The sequence below is a fragment of the Rhodococcus sp. MEB041 genome (genome assembly GCF_030208955.1).
Classification (GTDB): Bacteria; Actinomycetota; Actinomycetes; order Mycobacteriales; family Mycobacteriaceae; genus Rhodococcoides.
Window position 1 is genome coordinate 776,623 of the sequence record NZ_JARVSZ010000001.1, and the last position, 19,216, is coordinate 795,838.

The window sequence follows — 19,216 nt, forward strand, 5'->3', positions numbered from 1 at the left end:
GACACGGTGTCGCGAGTCCCGGCTCACACGGTCAGATCGGCGTACTCCTCGTGCGTCTCGACGAAGTGGTGCACGTAGGAGCACGACGGGACGATCTTCAGCCCCGCGGCGCGTGTGTCGTCGAGTGCGTGACGCACCAGGACGGCCGCGAGTCCGCGGCCGCGGAACTCGGGAAGCGTCACGGTGTGGTCGAAGTCCCGGACAGTCGGATCGGTCTGCCGATACTCGGCGTAGCCGGCGACCTCCTCACCGACGAGGATCTCGAAACGCTGACGATCGGGATGGTGCTCCACGCGGGTGTCGTCTGTGTCTGCCATGGACCGAACCTACTCGCCCGCGCCGGGACGAGGGCCTGTGCTTCCCAGAGCGTCCAGTAGTGCGCGTTCGTAGGTCGCGAACTCCCGCGTGGTGGCGGTCTCGGCGCGTCGCGGCCGCGGCAGATCGATGCTCACGTCGGCGACCACCCGCGCGGGCCGCGGCGACAGCACGACGACCCGGTCCGACACCTGCACCGCCTCCCGGATGTCGTGGGTGATCATCAGGACCGTCCAGCGGTACCGCTGCCACACCTCCTGCAACCAGTCCTGCATGGCCGTCCTGGTCAGCGAGTCGAGAGCGCCGAACGGCTCGTCCAGCAGCAGGACGTCGCGTCCCTGCACGACGGTCCGGAGCAGTGCGGCCCGCTGCCGCATCCCGCCGGACAGCGACGAGGGGCGTGCGTTCTCGAAGCCGTCGAGGCCGAAGATCGGGAACAGGTCGCGGGCCCGGCGCCGCGCCTGCGCCTTCGGAACCCCCTGCACCTCCAGCCCGAGTGCGGTGTTCGCGAGAACCGAACGCCACGGGAACAACAGATCCTTCTGCGGCATGTACGCGCAGCGCGGTGTCACCACGGTGCCGCTGTCCGCGGTGTCGAGACCGGCGAGGAGGGTCAACAGCGTGCTCTTGCCGCAGCCGCTCGGGCCGACGATCGACACGAACTGTCCCCCCTCGACGGCGAGGTCGATCCCGTCCAGTGCCGGTGTCCCCGGGTAGGACTTGCGCACCGAGGTCAGCTCCAGAACAGGATCCGTCATCGCGTTCCCTCCTTCGCCGCGAGCGCCCACGGCGCGAGAAGCCGCTCGGCCACGAACGTGAGGAGGAAGAGTGCGATGCTGCACACCGCCGTGACCACGACCGCGGCCAGGACGAGATCCGTGCGGAACGCGTTCTTCTGCTGCGCCATGTAGATGCCCAGACCCGACGTGGCGCCGACGTACTCGGAGAAGACGGCACCGACGACGGCGTAGGTGATCCCGATGCGGAGCGCGGTGAAGAAGCGCGGCAGCGCGGACGGGAGCCGGACGTACCGGAACTGTTGTCGCCGTGACGCTCCCATGCTGCGCAGCAGTGCGTCGGACTCCTTGTCCGCGGAGGCGAATCCCTCGATCAGGCCGAGGGTCATCGGGAAGAACGTCACCAGCGCGATCACCAGGAGCTTGGGGAGGATGCCGAATCCGAACCAGATGATCATCAGGGGAGCGACGGCGATGACCGGCAGTGTCTGCGACACCACGAGCAGGGGAACGATGGCGCGGCGCAGCCACGGCGAGAAGTCCACGGCCGTGGCGATGATCCACGAGATCGTCAGGGAGACGGCGAAACCGAGCAGAGTGACCTGAACGGTGGACGATGCGTGACCCGCGATGACGGCACGGTTCGTCCAGCCCTGATCGACGACGCGGGCGGGGGAGGGGAGTACGCGCGGCGAGATGCCGCTGACGACCACGTACACCTGCCAGGCCGCCACGAGGCCCGCCGCGAGCAGCAGCGCCGGCGCGTACCGCCCCACCCGTCCGCCGCGCTCAGCCCTGATCGAGGTACTCATCGGTGAAGTAGGTCGACCAGTCGGGCTCGGTGGTCAGCGGTGCGCCGTCGGGCCCGGCCAGGACACCGGCGTCGAACAGGAACTTCGAGTACCCGGACCATCGCTCCAGGGTCTGCGTCCCGACGCGGCCGTTCTCGTCGAGCATGTAGTCCTCCGCCAGCATGCGCTGACTCTCGACGACCAGGTCCTCGTCGGGAAATGCTCCCGGGTTGGCGTCGATCAGATCGCGCGCGCCCGCGTCGGGATCGTCGGCGGCCTTCTGGTAACCCTTCTGCAAGGCCTGCACGAACTGTCGCGCCTGTTCGGGGTGCTCGGCCATCCACTCGTCACCGCCGTCGACGACGATCGCGTACGAGTCGGGGAAGCCGAAGTCGGTGTAGTCGAAGTACGTCATCGGGGTTCCGGCCCGCTCGGCCTCGAGACCCTCCCACGCGAAGTAGGAGACGGTGAAGTCCGCGGTACCGGAGTAGACCGCCTCGTACGCGGACGTCCCGAGCACCACGGTCTCGAAATCGCCGGTGCCACCGTCGTTCTCGATCACCTTGCGGAGGGTGGCCTCCTCGCCCGCATCGCCGAACCCGGCGTAGGTCCGCCCGTCCAGGTCGCGAGGGCTCCGGATGTCCTGCCGGTCGGCGCGGACGCCGATGCCGGTGGCCCAGTGCTGCAGCGGCGCCATCACCGAGGTCACCTTCGCACCGGCGGCGCGGGCGTAGGTGGCGGAGCTGTGGAAGCTGATCCCGAACTCGGCGTTACCGGAGTCGATCAGCGTGTCGGGGGACGTCGAGTTGTACGGCAGGATCTCGACGTTCAGCCCGGCGTCCGCGAAGTAGCCCTCCTGCTGGGCGACGAACAGGCCCGTGTGGTTCGTGTTGGGTGTCCAGTCGAGCGCGAAGCGGATCGTGTTCGCGTCGGAGGCATCGGACGTGGCGCAGCCCGCGAGACCCGCGGCGGCGACGAGCGACACGGTGAGCAGAGCCGCGACGCGCCCGACCCTCGTGTGCCGCGCCCTCATGCGTCCGACCCCGAAGCAGGCCAGGGCGCGGTGTTCAGGGCGGTGTCCCAGAACAGCAGTTCGTAGCGCATCGCCACGACGAACGCGTCACTCATCCGCTGTCGTTCGGCCGGGCCGGCCACCTCGGCAGCCGCGTCGACGAGCTCGCGGGCGCGCGCGGCGGAGGTCTGGAAGTCCTCGGCGTCGTACGTCGTCACCCACCGGGCGTACGGGTGGTCCGGATCGGCGTCGAGCACGGCGCGGGCCGAGGCCGCGAGTCCGCGGCCGACCTCGGCGTAGATCCAGAAACAGGGGAGCGCGGCCGCGGCGCCGACGGCGTAGGAGTCGGTCGCCGCCGTCGCCGTGAGGAACGAGACGTACCCGAGGCACGCCTGGCTGTGCTCGACCGGCGTCTCCGACGGACCGCCGAGTGCGACGTCGGCGAGAAGGCTGGTGTGCAACGACTTCTCGACCGTCGCGGCCGTGGCCGCCGACGTGGCCCAGAACGCTCCGGCCTCCGCATCGACGGCGCGCGAGGACAGGAGGGCCAAGGCCTTCGCGTATCCCTCGAGGTAGAGGCCGTCCTGCTCGATGTACGTCCGGAACGACGTGGTCGGCAGGGTGCCGTCGCCGAGTCGGGTGAGGAACTCGAGGTCGTCGATCCGGGCCCGCAGGCCTGCCGTGCGGTCCCAGAGGAGGTCGGTGAAGCGTGTGAGGTCGGCTGCATCCGTGGTGGAGGCAGCGTCGACCGCATGGTCGTACGGCGTCATGGCCGTGACATCCCTTCGTCAGAATTACCTGCATCAGGTTCTCGGGTGTGGTCTCAGCCTCGCGACGCGAAGCACCCCGTGTCAGAACTCGCCGACCATAGCACCGGCGGTCGTGCGGCTACTTCATGTCCTCCAGTTCCATGCCCTTGGTCTCGGGGATCTTGGACTTCACGAAGAAGAACGACAGGGCGGCGAAGAGTGCGAAGCCGCCGTAGACGATGGAGAGTCCGACCATCTCGGTGAGCGACGGGAACAGCAGCGAGATGACGAAGTTGGCCACCCAGTTCGCGGCCGTACCGATGCCGAGAGCCATGGCGCGCATACGGTTCGGGAACATCTCGCCGAGCAGGACCCACATGATCGGTCCCCACGTCGACGCGAAGAAGATCACGAACAGGTTTGCGCCGATCAGCGCCACGACGCCCCAGGGATCGGGCAGGGAGACCTCGTCGCCGGTGCCGATCTGCTGGGAGAACGCGATCGCCGCCATGAGGAGACCGACGAACATACCGATGGAACCGGCCATGAGCAGGTTGCGCCGACCCACCCGGTCGACGAAGAGAATGGCCACGAACGTCATGGCCACGTTGATCACGGAGGTGATGACCGACGTGGTGAAGGACTGACTCTCGGTGAAGCCCACCGACTTCCACAGTGTGGTGGAGTAGTAGAAGATCGCGTTGATACCGACGAACTGCTGCAGGACGGCCATGATGATGCCGACCCACACCAGCGGCTGCAGACCGAAGCGCGGACCGCGGATGTCGGCGAACGACGAGCGCTGCTCCTTGCGCAGGGTCAGGCGGATCTCGTGGATGCGCTCGTTGGGGTGCTTCTCGCCGGTGATGTTCGCGAGAATCTGCGCGGCCTCCTCGTCGAGGTGCTTGCCCACGAGGTAACGCGGCGACTCGGGGATGAGCAACGCGAGGACGCCGTAGACGACGGCGGGGATCACGCCGACGATGAACATCCACCGCCAGGCCTCGAGGCCGAGCCACAGGTCGTTGGACGCACCGTCCGCACGATCCGCCAGCACGGCGTCCGAGAGCAGTGCGGCGAAGATGCCGATGGTGATGGCCAGCTGCTGCAGCGACGCGAGGCTGCCGCGCATCCGGGCCGGCGAGATCTCCGCGATGTACGCGGGGGCGATCACCGACGCGATGCCGATGCCGAGACCGCCGAGCACACGCCACAGCATCAGGTCGGGAACGCTGAAGGCCAGACCCGAGCCGACCGACGAGATGATGAAGAGCGCGGACCCGAGCAGCATCACCTTCTTGCGTCCCCACCGGTCGGCCAGTCCGCCGGCGAACCAGGCGCCCGCCGCGCACCCGAGCAGGGCGATCGCGACGGTGAAGCCGGTGAGGAACTCGCCGAGGGCGAATCTGCCCTGGATGGAGTCGACGGCGCCGTTGATGACGGAACTGTCGAAACCGAAGAGAAAGCCGCCGACGGCGGCCGCAATGGTCACGCCGATGACTTTGGCCGTGTGATTGGCCGATGCCTGTGTGGTCATCCTTGTCCACCTACATGTCGGCCACCGGCCGCGCCGGTCGATGGCGGAGGAGTTTCGCTTGGTTCGGACCCTACGCCCGGCGCGACCGCTGTGGAGCGGCGACCTGACGGCAGTTTGAGCAGCGTCGGAACGGTGAATCCCGCCGGTCATGAAGAAGACTCTGCGACGCACCGGCGACGCCTCCGCCGACGTCGCGTGGGAGCGGTACATGGACCTGTCGCTCTGGTCGACGTGGGCACCGCAGATCATGGGGGTCGACGCGTCCACCGACCGTCTCGCCGCCGGCACGACCGGCACGGTGCGCGGGCCCCTCGGCGTGCGGGTGTCCTTCGAGGTCCACTCCGTGGACGAGGCCGCACGGGTGTGGTCGTGGCGCGCGTGGATCGGCGCTCCGAGTGCCGGGCTCACCCTGGAACACGGTGTCGACAGCGCGGGGTCGGGCTCGTCGACGTGGTTGGTCGTGGACGGTCTGGCACCGCTCGTCCTCGGCTACTCTCCAGCGGCCCTGTTCGCGCTCGGTCGACTGGTGACAGCGTGACGACCATCGGGGTCCGATCCCCGCACTCCCTGTAACGTCGGTCCTCGTGGGGGCAACCGAGAGCAGCCATGTCGTCTCGTCGCGCGACGGTGAGATCCGCGGCTACGGGCACGGCGACGTGGTCAGTTGGAAGGGCATCCCGTTCGCGGCGCCACCCTTGGCGGAGCACCGATTCCGCGCACCACGCCCACCGGAGCCGTGGGACGGGGTCCGCGACGGCAGGACCTTCGGTGCGATGGCACCGCAGGGCCGCGACGGCCCGATTCCCATGGACTCGTCCATCCCGATGGACGAGGACTGCCTGACTCTCAACGTCTGGGCCCCGACACCGGACGGCATCTCCCGTCCGGTGATGGTGTGGATCCACGGCGGCGCCTACGTCCTGGGATCATCTGCGCAACGGATCTACAACGGGCGCAACCTGTCCCGCCTCGGTGAGGTGGTGGTGGTGACCGTCAACTACCGGGTGGGAGCGCTGGGGTGGTTGGACCTGTCGTCGTTCGACACCGACGGCAGCGTCTTCGAGACCAATCTCGGGCTCCGCGACCAGATCGCGGCGCTCACGTGGGTGCGCGACTGCATCGCCGCGTTCGGCGGCGACCCGACCAACGTCACCGTCTTCGGTGAGTCGTCCGGTGGCGCGTCGGTGACCACTCTCATGACGTCACCGCACGCGGAAGGTCTGTTCCACAAGGCGATCGCCCAGAGTTCCCCGGCCACCTCGGTGTACGGCCCGGAACGCGCGCGCACCGTCGCGCAGCGATTCCTCGAACTCGTCGATCTGCCCGCGGAGCGTGCGGAGGAGCTGCGGACGATGCCGGTGGAGAGGTTGGTCGACGCAGCCGAGAAGCTGGTCTACGAGGTTCCCGAGAAGGTGCCCGGCACATTGGGATTCGCACCCGTCGTCGACGGTGACGTGGTGCCCCGGTATCCGGTGGCCGCGTTCCAGAAGGGCTTCTCGCACGACGTCCCGCTCATCATCGGGTCGAATCACGACGAGGCATCGGTGTTCCGCCTGATGAAGTCACCGTTGATGCCCGTCACCTCGGACACGGTGAGCACGATGTTCGAGGCGATCGCCGTCGATCATCCCGATCTCTCACCGGCTCGTATCGCCGACATCCTCTCCGCGTACCCGGATCTGCCGAAGAGTGCGGGCGCGCTGGCCCTCTCGCGCGACGCAGGGTTCCGGATGCCGAGCCTGTGGATCGCGGAGGCCCATTGCCGACGAGCGCCGACGTTCGTCTACCGCTTCGATCACGCGACACCCGTGCTGCGCGCGGCGCGTATCGGCGCCGGTCACGCCACCGAGTTGCCGTACGTCTTCGGCAATTTCGGGACCTTCGACCGGGACCCGACCTTCTGGCTGGGTGGGCGCAAGGCAGCGCAGCAGGTCTCCCGGCGAATTCAGCGACGCTGGGTGGCGTTCGCGTGGCACGGGGTTCCTGCTGCGCTGGACGGGTCGAAGCACTGGGCGCCCTACGACGAGCGTCGTCGCACTCTCGTCATCGACGGGCGTGATGCTCTGGTCGAGGATCCGGACCGTGAGCTGCGCGAGATCTGGGGCGAGAAGGTGCTCGGCTTCAGCTGAGGTTCGTCAGGCCTTGCTGTAGGTGAGGCAGTTCGCGGTGTCCGAGGACTCGCCGGCGCCGATGCGGACCGCTGCCGCGCTGCACTCGAGGTTGTCGTTGAACGAGCAGTCGACGCGCTGGCACGCACCGACCTGGGTGGAGACGGTGTCGAGACCGCCCTTGGTGCTCAAGGGAATGAACGTGCCGCAATCGGCCGTTCCGTTCGAGCCTCCGACATTGATGGCGAAGGCGTGGCATCCGTCGTGGTTGTACGAACAGGCGCTGACACTGCACTCACTGACGCGGGGCATTTCGAGGGAAGTCATGACGATGACGGTAATACGCGAAAAGCGTCTCCACCAGCAAGGTCAGGCTGACCTAGATATGGTCACCCTTTCTACAACAATGATGTTTCCTATTCTTTCGGGTCACGGATCGATGACGAATTCGTCGACGACGTAACGATCGGTCTGTTCGCTCGGATGGACCGATCATGAGACGAACACTTCTCGCGACCCTGGCCGTCACCGTGCTGTTCGCGAGCGGGTGCTCCGACTCCGGCCAGGGCTCCGCGGCGCCACCTCCTCCGACCACCACCACGACCTCGACCGCGGTGGGTCCGGCACCGGGTACGGAACCCGCGTCGTCGGCCGCGCCGGAACCGTCGACCGCGTGTGTGGAGGACTCCGTCGTGGCGGCGGGCATCGAATCGCTGCCCCAGTTCTTCGGCAGTGGTTGGCGGCTCGTCCGCCAGGGCGATCCCTGCGCGACGCTGTCGTGGGCGCTCGCGGCGCTCGACGGGGGCACGGGGTCGAGTCCGTGGACCGTCTTGTTCTTCCACGACGACACCTATCTCGGTACCGCCACCGCGTTGCCGTACTCGTTCACCGACGTCGCCTCGCAGACCGACGACACGGTCACGGTGTCGTACGGGTGGCTCCGGGAGGGTGAGTCCACCTCGCAGCAGTCCGGGGGACCCGGGTTAGTCCGCTACACCTGGAACGGATCGTCCGTGGTGATGCTGGACGACCTGCCGCAGGAGGTGGTGGACGGCAACAGGCAGACTCCTGCCGATCCGTGCCTGGACGACTCGGTGGTCGCCTCCGCGATCGACTCTCTGCCCACCTTCTCCGACAGCGCCTGGAGCCTGTACAGCCAGGGCGATCCGTGCGCCACGCTGGCCTGGGCGATGGCCGTGCCCGACGGTGCGACCGGTTCGAGCCCCACGACGGTGCTGTTCTTCCACGACGGCGCGTATCTCGGAACGGCGACCGCCCGTCCGTACGCGTTCACGGATCTCGACCCGTATGCGCAGACCGACGACACCGTGACGATCTCGTACCGGTGGCTCGTCGGCGACGAGGCCACCGCGGAAGCCTCCGGCGGTCCGGCACTCGTTCGCTACCGGTGGAACGGATCCTCGGTGGACATGCTCGATCCGCTGCCTCCCGAAGTGGCGAACGGCTGATTTCCACCGGTGGACGACCCGGCCGATCGGGTGCAGGATCACCGGTACGGGGCCGACGCGGAGGTGTCATGTCATGACTGTCGTTCGAGCAGCACTGGTTCAGACCACCTGGACCGGCGACAAGGAATCGATGATCCAGGCCCACGAGGAGTACGCCCGCCAGGCAGCCGAGCAGGGCGCGCAGGTGATCTGTTTTCAGGAACTGTTCTACGGCCCCTATTTCTGCCAGGTGCAGGACGCGTCCTTCTACGACTACGCCGAATCGGTTCCCGGACCCACCGTCGAGCGTTTCCAGTCTCTCGCGAAGGAACTCGGCATGGTGATGGTGCTGCCGGTCTACGAGAAGGAACAGCCAGGCATTCTGTACAACACCGCTGCCGTGGTGGACGCGGACGGCACGTACCTGGGCAAGTACCGCAAGCACCACATTCCGCACCTGAACGGCTTCTGGGAGAAGTTCTACTTCCGCCCCGGCAACCTGGGCTGGCCCGTGTTCGACACCGCCGTCGGCAAGGTGGGGGTCTACATCTGTTACGACCGCCATTTCCCGGAGGGCTGGCGCGCACTCGGACTGGCCGGTGCGGAGATCGTGTTCAATCCGTCCGCCACCTCGCGAGGCCTGTCGAACTACCTGTGGAAGCTCGAGCAACCGGCGTCGGCCGTGGCCAACGAGTACTACATCGGCGCGATCAACCGAGTGGGAGTCGAGGAGTTGGGCGACAACGACTTCTACGGTACGAGCTACTTCGTCGATCCCGAGGGGAAGTTCGTCGGCGAGGTCGCCTCGGACAGCGCGGCCGAAGTGATCGTCCGCGATCTGGACCTGTCGCTCATCGCGACCGTCCGCGATCGGTGGGCTTTCTACCGCGATCGCAGACCCGACGCCTACGGTCCCCTGGTGACACCGTGACGACCACGTTCGTCCACGGGGGCATCGTCGTCTCGCCGACGGGGTCGCAGCCCCTGGACGTCCTGATCGACGGTGAGACGATCGTCGCAGTGCTGCAACCGGGTTCGACGCTGCTGGGCGCCGACCTCGCCTCGTCGAGCGACGTCGTCGTCGACGCGACCGGGAAGTACGTGATCCCCGGAGGGGTCGACGGCCACACCCACATGGAGATGCCGTTCGGCGGCACCTTCGCCTCCGACTCGTTCGAGACGGGGACGCGCGCTGCCGCGTGGGGCGGAACCACCACGATCGTCGACTTCGCCATCCAGAACCCCGGGATGCGCGTGCAGGACACCCTCGCCACGTGGCACGACAAGGCTGCCGGTTCGTGCGCCGTCGACTACGGATTCCACCAGATCATCGGAGACGTCGACAGCGACTCGTTGAAGGCCATGAGCGAGTTGGTCTCCGAAGGAGTCACCAGCTTCAAGCTGTTCATGGCCTATCCCGGCGTCTTCTACTCGGACGACGGGAAGATCCTGCGGGCGATGCAGACTGCCGCGGCGACCGGCGCGCTGCTGATGATGCACGCGGAGAACGGCATCGCCATCGACGTCCTGGTCGAGCAGTCGATCGCACGCGGTGACACGGCGCCGTACTTCCACGGCACGTCCCGGCCGTGGCAGCTCGAGGAGGAAGCGACGCATCGCGCGATCATGCTGGCCGACGTGACGGGAGCGCCGCTGTACGTGGTCCACGTGTCGGCGAAACAGGCGCTCGAGCAGATCGCGACGGCACGAGGCACGGGGCAGAACGTCTTCGCCGAGACGTGTCCGCAGTATCTGTACCTCTCGCTCGAGGAGCAACTCGGTGCGCCGGGCTTCGAGGGCGCGAAGTGGGTGTGCTCGACCCCGCTCCGGTCCCGTGCCGAGGGGCACCAGGACGAGTTGTGGCGGTACCTCCGCACAGGGGACGTCTCGACGGTCGGCACCGATCACTGTCCCTTCTGCATGAAGGATCAGAAGGAGATGGGTATCGGCGACTTCTCCAAGATCCCCAACGGAATCGGGTCGGTCGAACATCGGATGGACCTGATGTACCAGGGTGTGGTGTCGGGGAAGATCACGCTCGAGAAGTGGGTCGAGGTGTGCTGCACGACGCCGGCACGCATGTTCGGGATGTACCCGCGCAAGGGCATCGTGTCGCCCGGTGCCGACGCGGATCTGGTGGTCTACGACCCGAACGGCCGCACCACCATCGGAGTCGAGACACACCACATGAGAATGGACTATTCCGCCTACGAGGGCATGACCGTGGACGGCCATGTCGACACGGTGATCTCCCGCGGAACCGTCGTCGTCGACCGCGGCGAGTACCTGGGCCGCGCCGGGCACGGCCGTTTCGTGCGCCGCGACCTGTCCCAGAATCTGGTGTGAGGGATGGACTTCGGAGTGGTGCTGCAGTGCACCCCACCCAGTTCGCGGGTGGTCGAACTCGCTCGCATCGCCGAGACGCACGGCTTCTCCCATGTGTGGACCTTCGATTCACACCTGCTGTGGCAGGAGCCCTACGTCATCCACAGTCAGATCCTCGCGAGCACCCGCACGGTGGTCGTCGGACCGATGGTGACCAACCCGTCGACGCGGGACGTCACGGTGACGGCATCGACGTTCGCCACACTCAACGAGATGTACGGCAACCGCACCGTGTGCGGGATCGGCCGCGGCGACTCCGCGGTGCGCACTCTGGGTGGGAAGCCCACCACGATCGCGCGGCTCGCCGAGTCGGTGGAGATCATCCGCGAACTCGGCAACGGGCGGTCCGCCCGCATCGGCGAGACCACCGTGCGGCTGCCGTGGGCGTCGCGGTCCGAGCTCGAGGTGTGGATCGCCGGATACGGCCCGCGGGCACTGGAACTCACCGGGCAGGTCGCCGACGGGTTTATCCTGCAACTCGCTGATCCCGACATAGTCGAGTGGACCGTGGCCACCGTCCGCGACGCCGCCGAGAAGGCGGGGCGCGACCCCGATGCCGTGACCATCTGCGTCGCCGCCCCCGCCTATGTCACCGACGGTTCCGCGGCCGCCGCCGCGCATGCCCGTGATCAGTGCCGGTGGTTCGGCGGCATGGTGGGAAACCACGTGGCGGACATCGTGTCCCGCTACGGAGCGACCTCCGGTGCCCCGGCCGCTCTCACGGACTACATCGCCGGCCGCCAGGGGTACGACTACAACCAACACGGCAGAGCCGGCAACACGCACGCCGACTTCGTGCCCGACGAGATCGTCGACCGGTTCTGCATCCTGGGCTCGCCCGAGCAGCACGTGCAGCGACTCCGGCAGCTCGAGTCGCTCGGTGTGGACCAGTTCGCGGTCTACCTCCAACACGATGCGAAGACCGCGACGCTGGATGCCTACGGCGAGTCGGTTCTTCCTGCCATGATGACGTCAGAGGTGGCGACGGAATCCGGAATCGCCCGATAACGGAGGTGGTACATGACCGACCATGTCTTCTATTCCTGGTCCGCCCAGGCGGAGCTGAACCCGGTCACCATCACCGGGGCGTCCGGGTCCTACTTCTGGGACGACCAGGGCAGGAAGTACCTCGACTTCTCCTCGCAGCTGGTCAACGTCAACATCGGACACCAGCACCCCGACATCGTGGCGGCGATCGTCGAGCAGGCCGGTGTGCTCACCACCATCTCCCCGACGGTCGCGAACGACAAGCGCAGCGAACTCGCTCGACTGATCGCCGAGCGCGCTCCCGGTGACCTGAACCGGGTCTTCTTCACCACGGGCGGGGCCGAGGCCGTCGAGCACGCCGTGCGGTTTGCTCGCCAGCACACCGGGAGGACCAAGATGCTGGCCGCGTACCGGTCGTACCACGGCGGCACCGGTGTGGCCATCGGTCTGACGGGAGAGCCGCGCCGGTGGGGAACCGAGCCGACCAACGTCGACGTCGTCCGGTTCTTCGGGCCGTATCCCTATCGGTCACCCTGGAATTCGACCGGCCCCGAGGAGGAGACGGCCGCGGCGCTGGCCCACCTCGAGATGGTCATCACGCTGGAGGGACCGCAGAACATCGCGGGGCTCATTCTCGAGTCGGTGGTCGGCACCAACGGCGTACTGGTCCCGCCGCCGGGATATCTGGCCGGTGTCCGCGAACTCTGCACTCGCTACGGCATCGTGTACATCGCCGACGAGGTGATGGTGGGCTTCGGCCGGACCGGGCACTGGTTCGCGTGCCAGGCGTGGGGCGTCGAGCCCGATCTGATCACGTTCGCGAAGGGTGTGAACTCCGGCTACGTCCCGCTCGGCGGAGTGGTGATCTCCGAGGAGATCGCGCAGCGGTACGACCACACGCCGTATCCGGGAGGTCTGACCTACTCGGGCCACGTGCTCGGCTGCGCCGCCGGTATCGCGTCGATCCGGGTGTTCGAGCGCGACGACATCCTGGGCCACGTCCGCGCCGTGGGGGAGGACGTCCTCGGGCCGGGGCTCACCAAGCTGGGTGAGGCGCATCCGAGCGTGGGTGACGTGCGGGGCATGGGGTTCTTCTGGGCCGTCGAACTGGTGACGGACAAGGGCACCCGCGAGCCGCTGACACCGTTCAACGCCACCGGCGCCGCCGCAGCTCCCATGGCGGCCGTCACGAAGGCGGCCAAGGAGCGCGGGCTGTGGCCGTTCGTGGCGGGCAATCGGCTGCAGATCGCGCCGCCGCTCGTCACGACGGAGGAGGACATCCGTCGGGGACTCGAGATCCTCGACGAGGTGCTCCAGGTCGCCGACGGGTACACCCGGAACTAGAGCACGGCACCGGGATTCAGGATGCCCGCGGGATCGAGGGCGTGCTTGATGCGCCGGGTCAGCTCCATGACGTCCTCGCCCACCTGATCCGGCAACCACGCCTTCTTGAGCCGGCCGACACCGTGTTCCCCGGTGATGGTGCCGCCCAACGAGATCGCGAGCGTCATGATCTCGCCGAATGCCTGGTGCGCACGCTCCTCCATGTCCGCGTCCTCGGGGTCGAACACGATCAGCGGGTGCGTGTTCCCGTCGCCCGCATGGGCGATGACGGCGACGACGACGCCGCGGGCATCGGCGATCTTCGCGATTCCCTGCACCAGGTCCGCGAGTGCGGGCAGCGGAACTCCGACGTCCTCGAGCAGGAGGGATCCGGTGCGTTCGACGGCGGGGATGGCGAAGCGCCGGGCTGCGGCGAACGCTTCGCCCTCGTCGGGATCGTCGGTCACGAACACCTCGTCGGCGCCGGCGGCCGTGCACGCCGCGGCCATGGTCTCGGTCTCCTCGGTGCGGTGCGCGCCGGGTGAGTCGGAGCGGGCGATGAGCATCGCTGCCGCCGTGCGGTCGAGGCCCATCTTCATGGCGTCCTCCACGGCGTTGATCGACGTGGAGTCCATGAACTCGAGCATGGCGGGCCGCAGCGAGCGGGTGATCGCCAGAATGGCGTCGGTCGCGTCGGACAGGCGGGTGAAGGTGGCCACGACCGTGCTCGCGGGTGGTTGAGCCGGGATCAGTCGCAGCGTCACTTCGGTGATGATGCCGAGGACACCCTCGCTGCCGACGAAGAGTTTGGTCAGCGACAGGCCGGCCGAGTCCTTCAGACGCGGGCCGCCCAGGTTCACGACGGTGCCGTCGGCGAGGACCACCTCGAGACCGAGGATGTAGTCCGTGGTCACCCCGTACTTGACGCAGCACAGGCCGCCGGCGTTGGTGGCGGCGTTGCCGCCGATCGAACACATCTCGAACGACGACGGATCCGGTGGGTACCACAGGCCGTGTTCGGCCGCAGCGGCCTTGACCTCGACGTTGAGCAGACCGGGTTGGACCACGGCCGTCCGCGTCACCGGGTCGACGGTGACGGCGCGCATCGCCTCGGTCGTCAGCACGATGCCGCCGTCGACGGCGGTCGCACCACCGGACAGACCGGATCCCGCGCCGCGCGGCACCACCGGGACGGAATGCTCGGTGGCCCACAGCATGACGGCGCGGACGTCGGCCGTGCTGGTGGCGCGCACGACGGCGAGGGGAGTGCCGGCGTTCGGATCACGGGCCCAGTCCTGGCGATAGCCGGCGGTGATGTCCGGATCGGTCACCACGATGGCGGCTCCGACCGCGTCTGTCAGGGACGTCACGAGATCGTCGATGATGCTCACCTTCCTCGACCGGCGGGTCCTACGTCTCGACGCTACCCCCAGCCCCGCCCGTGACCTCGCCGGAATGACGAGACACGGTGCGGGACAGTGGGAGACCGCGTCGAACGGTGGCCGGGTCGACATCCGGCCTATGTTCACATCAGTCACACGAGCAACTCTGTTACCAGATCGTGCCCCGATGGGTGCCGACAAGAGCACGTCGGAGGATTAGCGTCCGGATGACGGAGATCGGCACGTGGGCCGAGACCGAGGGGGCGAGAAGGAGGCACTCATGGCACCGTCACACGACATCACACGGTCGGCATCTGCACCATCGACTACAGCGTCGCGCAGACCGACAAAGAACACCCCGTTCGAGTGCGCGGCGGCGCTGTTCTCCTACGACTTCGTCTCCGGCGGCGTCGACTACGACACCCTCGAGTCGCTCCATCGTGGCGAGGTGACCGAGTGGACGTCGGCGCTACGACGCTCGGGACTGTTCACCGATGCCGAGATGGACGCCCTCGCCGCCCAGTGGTCCGAACGTCCGGGCTTGCTGCTCGATGCGTTGCTCCGTGACGCCGACGAGATGACCGTGCGGCGTTGCCGGCTCGCGTGGTCGGCGATGGACCGGCTCGCGCCGTTTCAGATGCCCATCGCGCACAGCGGCTGACAGTCAGATCACCGCGGCATCGCCGCCGTCGACGACGTAGACCTGGTCGTCGGTGAGCGTGCGGTACGGCGTTCCCGCCGCGTCGCACGCCGCGGCCATCGCGGCCGACGCTCCGTCGGGATCCAGAGTGTCCGACGCCCAGTGCGGCACGAGCACGTGGTCGATGATTCCCAGGCCGGTCCACAGCACGTCCTCGCCCGTGGTCGGCTCCACCTCGCCAGGCGGGTCGGCGTACTCCACGCCCCGCAGTGTCGGACCCAGGACGCAGGCTCCGGCGCTGTACCCGCCGTACACGACGGAATCCTCCGCGAGCAGTCGAGCGATCGCCTCGTCGGCACCGGACGAGGCCATCCTGCGCCGGAGCACGAAGGTGTTCCCACCGCGGACCCACACGGCGGGGAAGGCGGCCAGGACGTCGTGCGCCGTGCTCGGCATCAACTCGCGCAGGTCGACCTCGACAGGGAGGAAACCCGCCGAGCGCAGGAGGGTGAACTCACTGGTGACCGCGGACGCGCGCGCGGCGTCGGGCCAGGAGTCCGCCGCGTTGGCGATGACGGCGATGCGGCCGGGTGGTCCGGTCAGTTCGAGGAACCGGTCACGGGCGAGCCCGAATCGGTAGGACGCGAGGAACAGGCGCATGGCGGGAGCGTAGGTCAGTACGCACGCGTCGGGTGTGCAGACGTGGTTAGTGTCGGGTGCATGTCGCTGCACAAGATGATCGATGATCCGTCCCGCGTCATCGTCGACGCCTGCCGCGCCGCCGCCCGGCGCAGCGCCGACCTCCGCTTCGTCGAACGGCCCGGATACTTCACGCGCCGCGGCCGCACGACGGACGGGCGCGTGGCCGTGATGTCGGGCGGTGGTTCCGGCCACGAACCGCTCCACTCCGGCTTCGTCGGCGCCGGGATGTTGGACGCGGCGGTGCCGGGGTCTGTGTTCACGAGCCCGAACGCGCTGCAGATCGAGGCGGCGACGCGGGCCGTCGAGGCCGGCGCCGGCGTGATCCACGTGGTCAAGAACTACACCGGCGACGTCATCAACTTCCGCATCGCGGCCGATCTGTGTGCTGCCGACGGCATCACGGTCGAGACGGTGCTCGTGGCCGACGACGTCGCGTCCGAGAGCGAGGACGGGCCCGGCCGACGCGGAACCGCCGCGACGGTGGCCGTCGAGAAGATCTGCGGCGCCGCCGCTGCTCGCGGCGACGACCTCGCCTCCGTCGCCGCGCTGGGGCGGCGGGTCGCCGAGGGCGCTCGCAGCATGGCGGTGGCCTTCCGTCCGTGCACGGTTCCGGGCGCGTCGTCCCCGTCCTTCGAGCTCGGCGACGACGAGGTCGAACTCGGTGTCGGTATCCACGGCGAGCGCGGCACCGCGCGCGTCGCGACGCTCACCGCCACCGAGATCGCCGAGGCGCTGCTCGGACCCGTGGCCGATTCGCTGGGACTGTCCGGCGGCGAGGACGTCGTGCTCATCGTCAACGGACTCGGCGCGACCCATCCGCTCGAACTCGACATCGTCTTCGGTGCCGCGCTGCGGTATCTCGAGGGGCGCGGCATCACCGTCCGACGCACGCTCGTCGGGAGCCTCGTGACGGCGTTCGACATGGCGGGGGTGTCGTTGACCGCCGTCCGCTGCGACGACGAGATCCTCGGCTTGTGGGACGCCCCGACCGAGGCGCCCGCGTGGCCCCGCTCGCCGGCGCAGGACCTGCACGACGACGCCGTGGACGACACGGACGCGGCAGCGGCGTCGGAGCTTCCCGGCGGCGCGGCCGACCCGTTCGTCACCACCTGGGTCTCGTCGTTCGTCGAGCGTGTCCGGTCGTCGATCGACGAGCTCACCGACCTCGATCGCCGAGCCGGTGACGGCGACTTCGGAGTCAACATGGAGATCGGTCTGGCCGACTTCGCGGTGGACGAGAGTGCCTCGCCCGCAGCGGTGTTCGAGATCCTGGCTCGTGGATTCCTCGGCAATGCGGGCGGAACGTCCGGCGCTCTCTTCGGTGCGTTCTTCCACCGGGTCTCGGTCGCCCTCGACGGTCCCGGGGCGAGCACCGCGAGCATCGCCGCGGGAGTGGCCGACGGACTGGCCGCCATCACCGATCTCGGCGGTGCGCAGCCGGGGGACAAGACCATGGTGGACGCGCTGGACCCGGCGTCACGAGCTCTGGGGGACGCCGGATCGGTCGAGCTCTCGGCGGCCCTCGCCGCGGCTGCCGAGGCTGCGACGCGCGGTGCCGAGTCCACGACGGACACCGTCGCCCAGCGTGGCCGCGCCAGCTACATCGGCGACGCGGCACGCGGCGTCATCGACCCCGGTGCTCTCGTGGTCTCCTGGTTCTTCGCCGCCGCCTGAGCGGCTGCATCGGACCTCAGGAGGCGAGTGCGGCCCGAATTGCCCGGGCGGTCGCCTCGGGCTCGCTCTGACGCCGCGTGATCATGCCGGCGACGAAGCGGATGCGATCGCCGTGGTGGCGAGGTACGACATGCAGGTGCGAGTGGAACACGGTCTGGAAGGCGGCGCGTCCGTCGTTCATGGCGAGGTTGACCCCGTCCGCCGCCAGGGTGCTGCGGCGCATCGCGCCGGCCAGGGCCTGGCCGGCGGCGAAGACCTGCCCACCCACGACCGGGTCGAGTGTCTCGAGCCCCGAGGAGTGCACCTTGGGAACCACCAGGGTGTGCCCGCGGGTGACGGGCCGGATGTCGAGGAACGCGAGCACCGAGTCGGTCTCGTGGACGATCGTCGCGGGGGCGCGGCGGGCGACGATGTCGCAGAACACGCACTCGGTCATCGCTGCTGCTCCGTGACGGCGGCGACGAGTGCAGGCAGGGAGTCGGCCGCGGTCGCCCGCCAGACGTGGTGGGCCATGTCGGAGACCGCGGTCTCGTCCGGGTTGATCTCGATGACGACGGCGCCCGCGCTGCGAGCCTGAGCGGGAAGCCCCGCGAAGGGGTAGACCACGCCGGACGTTCCCACGACCAGGACGGCGTCGGCGGCCTCGACGGACGCCGCAACCGCTGCCCACTCCGCTTCCGGAAGCGGCTCGCCGAACCACACGACACCGGGGCGGACCGGACTCCCGCAGAGACCGCACGCAGGCGGCGCGATGCGTTCCGCGCCGTCCTCGACGTCGTCGACCGGTCCCTCGAAAGGCTCCTCGCAGATCGAGCACCGCACCGCGGCCAGAGTGCCGTGGACGTGGGCCAGCACGGTGGACCCGGCGCGCTCGTGCAGGTCGTCGACGTTCTGCGTGGCGATCTCGACGGTCTGCTGCGGTGCGGACCTCTGCCACTGCGCGAGGGCCACATGACCGGCGTTCGGGCTCGAGGCGGCCACGAGCTGCGCTCGTCGGCGGTACCAGGCCCACACCAGATCCGGATCGCGGACGAACGCGTCGGGGCTGGCCAGCTCCTCCGGGGAGTACCGCTCCCACAGCCCGGTCTGCGCGTCGCGGAACGTCGGCACGCCCGACTGCGCGGACATCCCGGCCCCGGTGAGCACGGCGACGCGGGACGCGGACCGGACGGCCTCCAGCACGGGCTGCGGAACGTCGGATGCGGGGTCGGCACTGTCGGTGGTCATGAAGCGAGTGTGCCAAGTCGCACCGACACACTCGGTCCGTTATGACCTCCGCCTCACATTCGACCTCGACGCTCGGTATGTCTGTGTCGTGCGTTACCTTGCGGTGGGCCCACCCGGCCGACTCCAGGACCTCTCACGCGGGCGAACATGAGCCACCGTCGACGAGGTCGTTCTCGGAACCGACGACAGTCGGCGGCAG

Annotated in this window: 20 protein-coding genes and 1 riboswitch; of the genes, 9 read left to right on the plus strand and 11 right to left on the minus strand. The window is 68.4% G+C overall.

What is annotated here, in order from left to right; genetic code table 11:
- Positions 1–23: 23 nt before the first annotated feature.
- The 6 genes from QRN16_RS03630 to QRN16_RS03655 form a co-directional block, all read right to left on the minus strand.
- Entirely contained in the window at positions 24–317 is a 294-nt protein-coding gene (locus tag QRN16_RS03630) for a GNAT family N-acetyltransferase (protein ID WP_027504953.1), read from the minus strand.
- Between the two features lie 9 nt (positions 318–326).
- The gene (locus tag QRN16_RS03635; RefSeq protein WP_285184646.1) at positions 327–1,073 is read right to left on the minus strand and encodes an ABC transporter ATP-binding protein; all 747 of its coding nucleotides are present in this window, start codon (positions 1,071–1,073) and stop codon (positions 327–329) included.
- A complete protein-coding gene (locus QRN16_RS03640; RefSeq protein WP_285184647.1) occupies positions 1,070–1,864 on the minus strand; it encodes an ABC transporter permease in 795 nt (264 codons plus the stop codon). The genes QRN16_RS03635 and QRN16_RS03640 overlap by 4 nt, the downstream gene beginning before the upstream one ends.
- Positions 1,842–2,876, minus strand: coding sequence for an ABC transporter substrate-binding protein (locus tag QRN16_RS03645; RefSeq protein WP_056448409.1), 1,035 nt, complete (start codon positions 2,874–2,876; stop codon positions 1,842–1,844). Before QRN16_RS03645 ends, QRN16_RS03640 begins: the two co-directional genes overlap by 23 nt.
- Positions 2,873–3,625 carry a TenA family protein gene (locus QRN16_RS03650; RefSeq protein ID WP_285184648.1) on the minus strand — a complete coding sequence of 251 codons (753 nt, stop codon included), beginning with the start codon at positions 3,623–3,625 and terminating at the stop codon, positions 2,873–2,875. The genes QRN16_RS03645 and QRN16_RS03650 overlap by 4 nt, the downstream gene beginning before the upstream one ends.
- Positions 3,619–3,714, minus strand: a riboswitch (TPP riboswitch). It overlaps the preceding gene by 7 nt.
- Positions 3,715–3,743: 29 nt before the next feature.
- Positions 3,744–5,141 (minus strand): sugar porter family MFS transporter, encoded by a 1,398-nt coding sequence (locus tag QRN16_RS03655; RefSeq protein ID WP_027504958.1) that lies wholly within the window; start codon positions 5,139–5,141, stop codon positions 3,744–3,746.
- A gap of 148 nt (positions 5,142–5,289) precedes the next feature.
- On the opposite strand from QRN16_RS03655, the gene QRN16_RS03660 reads away from it, so the two are divergent.
- On the plus strand, positions 5,290–5,679 hold the full coding sequence (locus tag QRN16_RS03660) for an SRPBCC family protein (RefSeq protein WP_222632754.1): 390 nt from the start codon (positions 5,290–5,292) through the stop codon (positions 5,677–5,679).
- A 46-nt stretch (positions 5,680–5,725) separates the two neighbouring features.
- The gene (locus QRN16_RS03665; RefSeq protein WP_285184649.1) at positions 5,726–7,270 is read left to right on the plus strand and encodes a carboxylesterase/lipase family protein; all 1,545 of its coding nucleotides are present in this window, start codon (positions 5,726–5,728) and stop codon (positions 7,268–7,270) included.
- 6 nt (positions 7,271–7,276) lie between these two features.
- Here the strand turns inward: QRN16_RS03665 and QRN16_RS03670 are convergent, their stop codons facing one another.
- Entirely contained in the window at positions 7,277–7,576 is a 300-nt protein-coding gene (locus tag QRN16_RS03670; RefSeq protein ID WP_027504961.1) for a DUF1540 domain-containing protein, read from the minus strand.
- A gap of 167 nt (positions 7,577–7,743) precedes the next feature.
- Here QRN16_RS03670 and QRN16_RS03675 point away from each other — a divergent pair, with 167 nt between their 5' ends.
- The 5 genes from QRN16_RS03675 (at position 7,744) to QRN16_RS03695 (ending at position 13,413) form a co-directional block, all read left to right on the plus strand.
- A complete protein-coding gene (locus QRN16_RS03675) occupies positions 7,744–8,718 on the plus strand; it encodes an LppP/LprE family lipoprotein (RefSeq protein ID WP_222651197.1) in 975 nt (324 codons plus the stop codon).
- Positions 8,719–8,791: 73 nt separating this feature from the next.
- A complete protein-coding gene (locus QRN16_RS03680; RefSeq protein ID WP_222639161.1) occupies positions 8,792–9,628 on the plus strand; it encodes a nitrilase-related carbon-nitrogen hydrolase in 837 nt (278 codons plus the stop codon).
- Positions 9,625–11,043 (plus strand): dihydropyrimidinase, encoded by a 1,419-nt coding sequence (hydA, locus tag QRN16_RS03685; protein ID WP_285184650.1) that lies wholly within the window; start codon positions 9,625–9,627, stop codon positions 11,041–11,043. The genes QRN16_RS03680 and hydA overlap by 4 nt, the downstream gene beginning before the upstream one ends.
- Positions 11,044–11,046: 3 nt before the next feature.
- Positions 11,047–12,090 carry a TIGR03842 family LLM class F420-dependent oxidoreductase gene (locus tag QRN16_RS03690; protein WP_222632750.1) on the plus strand — a complete coding sequence of 348 codons (1,044 nt, stop codon included), beginning with the start codon at positions 11,047–11,049 and terminating at the stop codon, positions 12,088–12,090.
- Positions 12,091–12,102: 12 nt separating this feature from the next.
- Entirely contained in the window at positions 12,103–13,413 is a 1,311-nt protein-coding gene (locus tag QRN16_RS03695) for an aspartate aminotransferase family protein (protein WP_285184651.1), read from the plus strand.
- Here the strand turns inward: QRN16_RS03695 and QRN16_RS03700 are convergent.
- On the minus strand, positions 13,410–14,783 hold the full coding sequence (locus QRN16_RS03700; RefSeq protein WP_204868670.1) for an FAD-binding oxidoreductase: 1,374 nt from the start codon (positions 14,781–14,783) through the stop codon (positions 13,410–13,412). The genes QRN16_RS03695 and QRN16_RS03700 overlap by 4 nt on opposite strands.
- Before the next feature lie 271 nt (positions 14,784–15,054).
- Between QRN16_RS03700 and QRN16_RS03705 the strand changes: the two genes are divergently transcribed.
- The gene (locus QRN16_RS03705; protein WP_231476246.1) at positions 15,055–15,435 is read left to right on the plus strand and encodes a hypothetical protein; all 381 of its coding nucleotides are present in this window, start codon (positions 15,055–15,057) and stop codon (positions 15,433–15,435) included.
- 3 nt (positions 15,436–15,438) lie between these two features.
- On the opposite strand, the gene QRN16_RS03710 is transcribed toward QRN16_RS03705, so the two are convergent.
- Complete coding sequence (locus tag QRN16_RS03710) at positions 15,439–16,074, minus strand: Type 1 glutamine amidotransferase-like domain-containing protein (protein ID WP_285184652.1); 636 nt, start codon at positions 16,072–16,074, stop codon at positions 15,439–15,441.
- Positions 16,075–16,134: 60 nt separating this feature from the next.
- Between QRN16_RS03710 and dhaL the strand changes: the two genes are divergently transcribed.
- Entirely contained in the window at positions 16,135–17,790 is a 1,656-nt protein-coding gene (gene dhaL, locus QRN16_RS03715; protein ID WP_285184653.1) for a dihydroxyacetone kinase subunit DhaL, read from the plus strand.
- 16 nt (positions 17,791–17,806) lie between these two features.
- Here the strand turns inward: dhaL and QRN16_RS03720 are convergent, their stop codons facing one another.
- On the minus strand, positions 17,807–18,226 hold the full coding sequence (locus QRN16_RS03720; RefSeq protein WP_027504969.1) for an HIT family protein: 420 nt from the start codon (positions 18,224–18,226) through the stop codon (positions 17,807–17,809).
- Positions 18,223–19,017 (minus strand): SIR2 family NAD-dependent protein deacylase, encoded by a 795-nt coding sequence (locus QRN16_RS03725; protein ID WP_027504970.1) that lies wholly within the window; start codon positions 19,015–19,017, stop codon positions 18,223–18,225. Before QRN16_RS03725 ends, QRN16_RS03720 begins: the two co-directional genes overlap by 4 nt.
- Positions 19,018–19,216: the final 199 nt, after the last annotated feature.

What these genes read in the sequence shown, in the direction of transcription:
- dhaL (WP_285184653.1), top strand. Translation starts at nt 16,135, where the DNA reads ATGTCGCTGCACAAGATGATCGATGATCCGTCCCGCGTCATCGTCGAC.
- QRN16_RS03650 (WP_285184648.1), bottom strand. Translation starts at nt 3,625, where the DNA reads ATGACGCCGTACGACCATGCGGTCGACGCTGCCTCCACCACGGATGCA.
- QRN16_RS03675 (WP_222651197.1), top strand. Translation starts at nt 7,744, where the DNA reads ATGAGACGAACACTTCTCGCGACCCTGGCCGTCACCGTGCTGTTCGCG.
- QRN16_RS03680 (WP_222639161.1), top strand. Translation starts at nt 8,792, where the DNA reads ATGACTGTCGTTCGAGCAGCACTGGTTCAGACCACCTGGACCGGCGAC.
- QRN16_RS03690 (WP_222632750.1), top strand. Translation starts at nt 11,047, where the DNA reads ATGGACTTCGGAGTGGTGCTGCAGTGCACCCCACCCAGTTCGCGGGTG.
- QRN16_RS03695 (WP_285184651.1), top strand. Translation starts at nt 12,103, where the DNA reads ATGACCGACCATGTCTTCTATTCCTGGTCCGCCCAGGCGGAGCTGAAC.
- QRN16_RS03705 (WP_231476246.1), top strand. Translation starts at nt 15,055, where the DNA reads ATGGCACCGTCACACGACATCACACGGTCGGCATCTGCACCATCGACT.
- QRN16_RS03630 (WP_027504953.1), bottom strand. Translation starts at nt 317, where the DNA reads ATGGCAGACACAGACGACACCCGCGTGGAGCACCATCCCGATCGTCAG.
- QRN16_RS03660 (WP_222632754.1), top strand. Translation starts at nt 5,290, where the DNA reads ATGAAGAAGACTCTGCGACGCACCGGCGACGCCTCCGCCGACGTCGCG.
- QRN16_RS03710 (WP_285184652.1), bottom strand. Translation starts at nt 16,074, where the DNA reads ATGCGCCTGTTCCTCGCGTCCTACCGATTCGGGCTCGCCCGTGACCGG.
- QRN16_RS03670 (WP_027504961.1), bottom strand. Translation starts at nt 7,576, where the DNA reads ATGACTTCCCTCGAAATGCCCCGCGTCAGTGAGTGCAGTGTCAGCGCC.
- QRN16_RS03635 (WP_285184646.1), bottom strand. Translation starts at nt 1,073, where the DNA reads ATGACGGATCCTGTTCTGGAGCTGACCTCGGTGCGCAAGTCCTACCCG.
- QRN16_RS03640 (WP_285184647.1), bottom strand. Translation starts at nt 1,864, where the DNA reads ATGAGTACCTCGATCAGGGCTGAGCGCGGCGGACGGGTGGGGCGGTAC.
- QRN16_RS03725 (WP_027504970.1), bottom strand. Translation starts at nt 19,017, where the DNA reads ATGACCACCGACAGTGCCGACCCCGCATCCGACGTTCCGCAGCCCGTG.
- QRN16_RS03720 (WP_027504969.1), bottom strand. Translation starts at nt 18,226, where the DNA reads ATGACCGAGTGCGTGTTCTGCGACATCGTCGCCCGCCGCGCCCCCGCG.
- QRN16_RS03655 (WP_027504958.1), bottom strand. Translation starts at nt 5,141, where the DNA reads ATGACCACACAGGCATCGGCCAATCACACGGCCAAAGTCATCGGCGTG.
- QRN16_RS03645 (WP_056448409.1), bottom strand. Translation starts at nt 2,876, where the DNA reads ATGAGGGCGCGGCACACGAGGGTCGGGCGCGTCGCGGCTCTGCTCACC.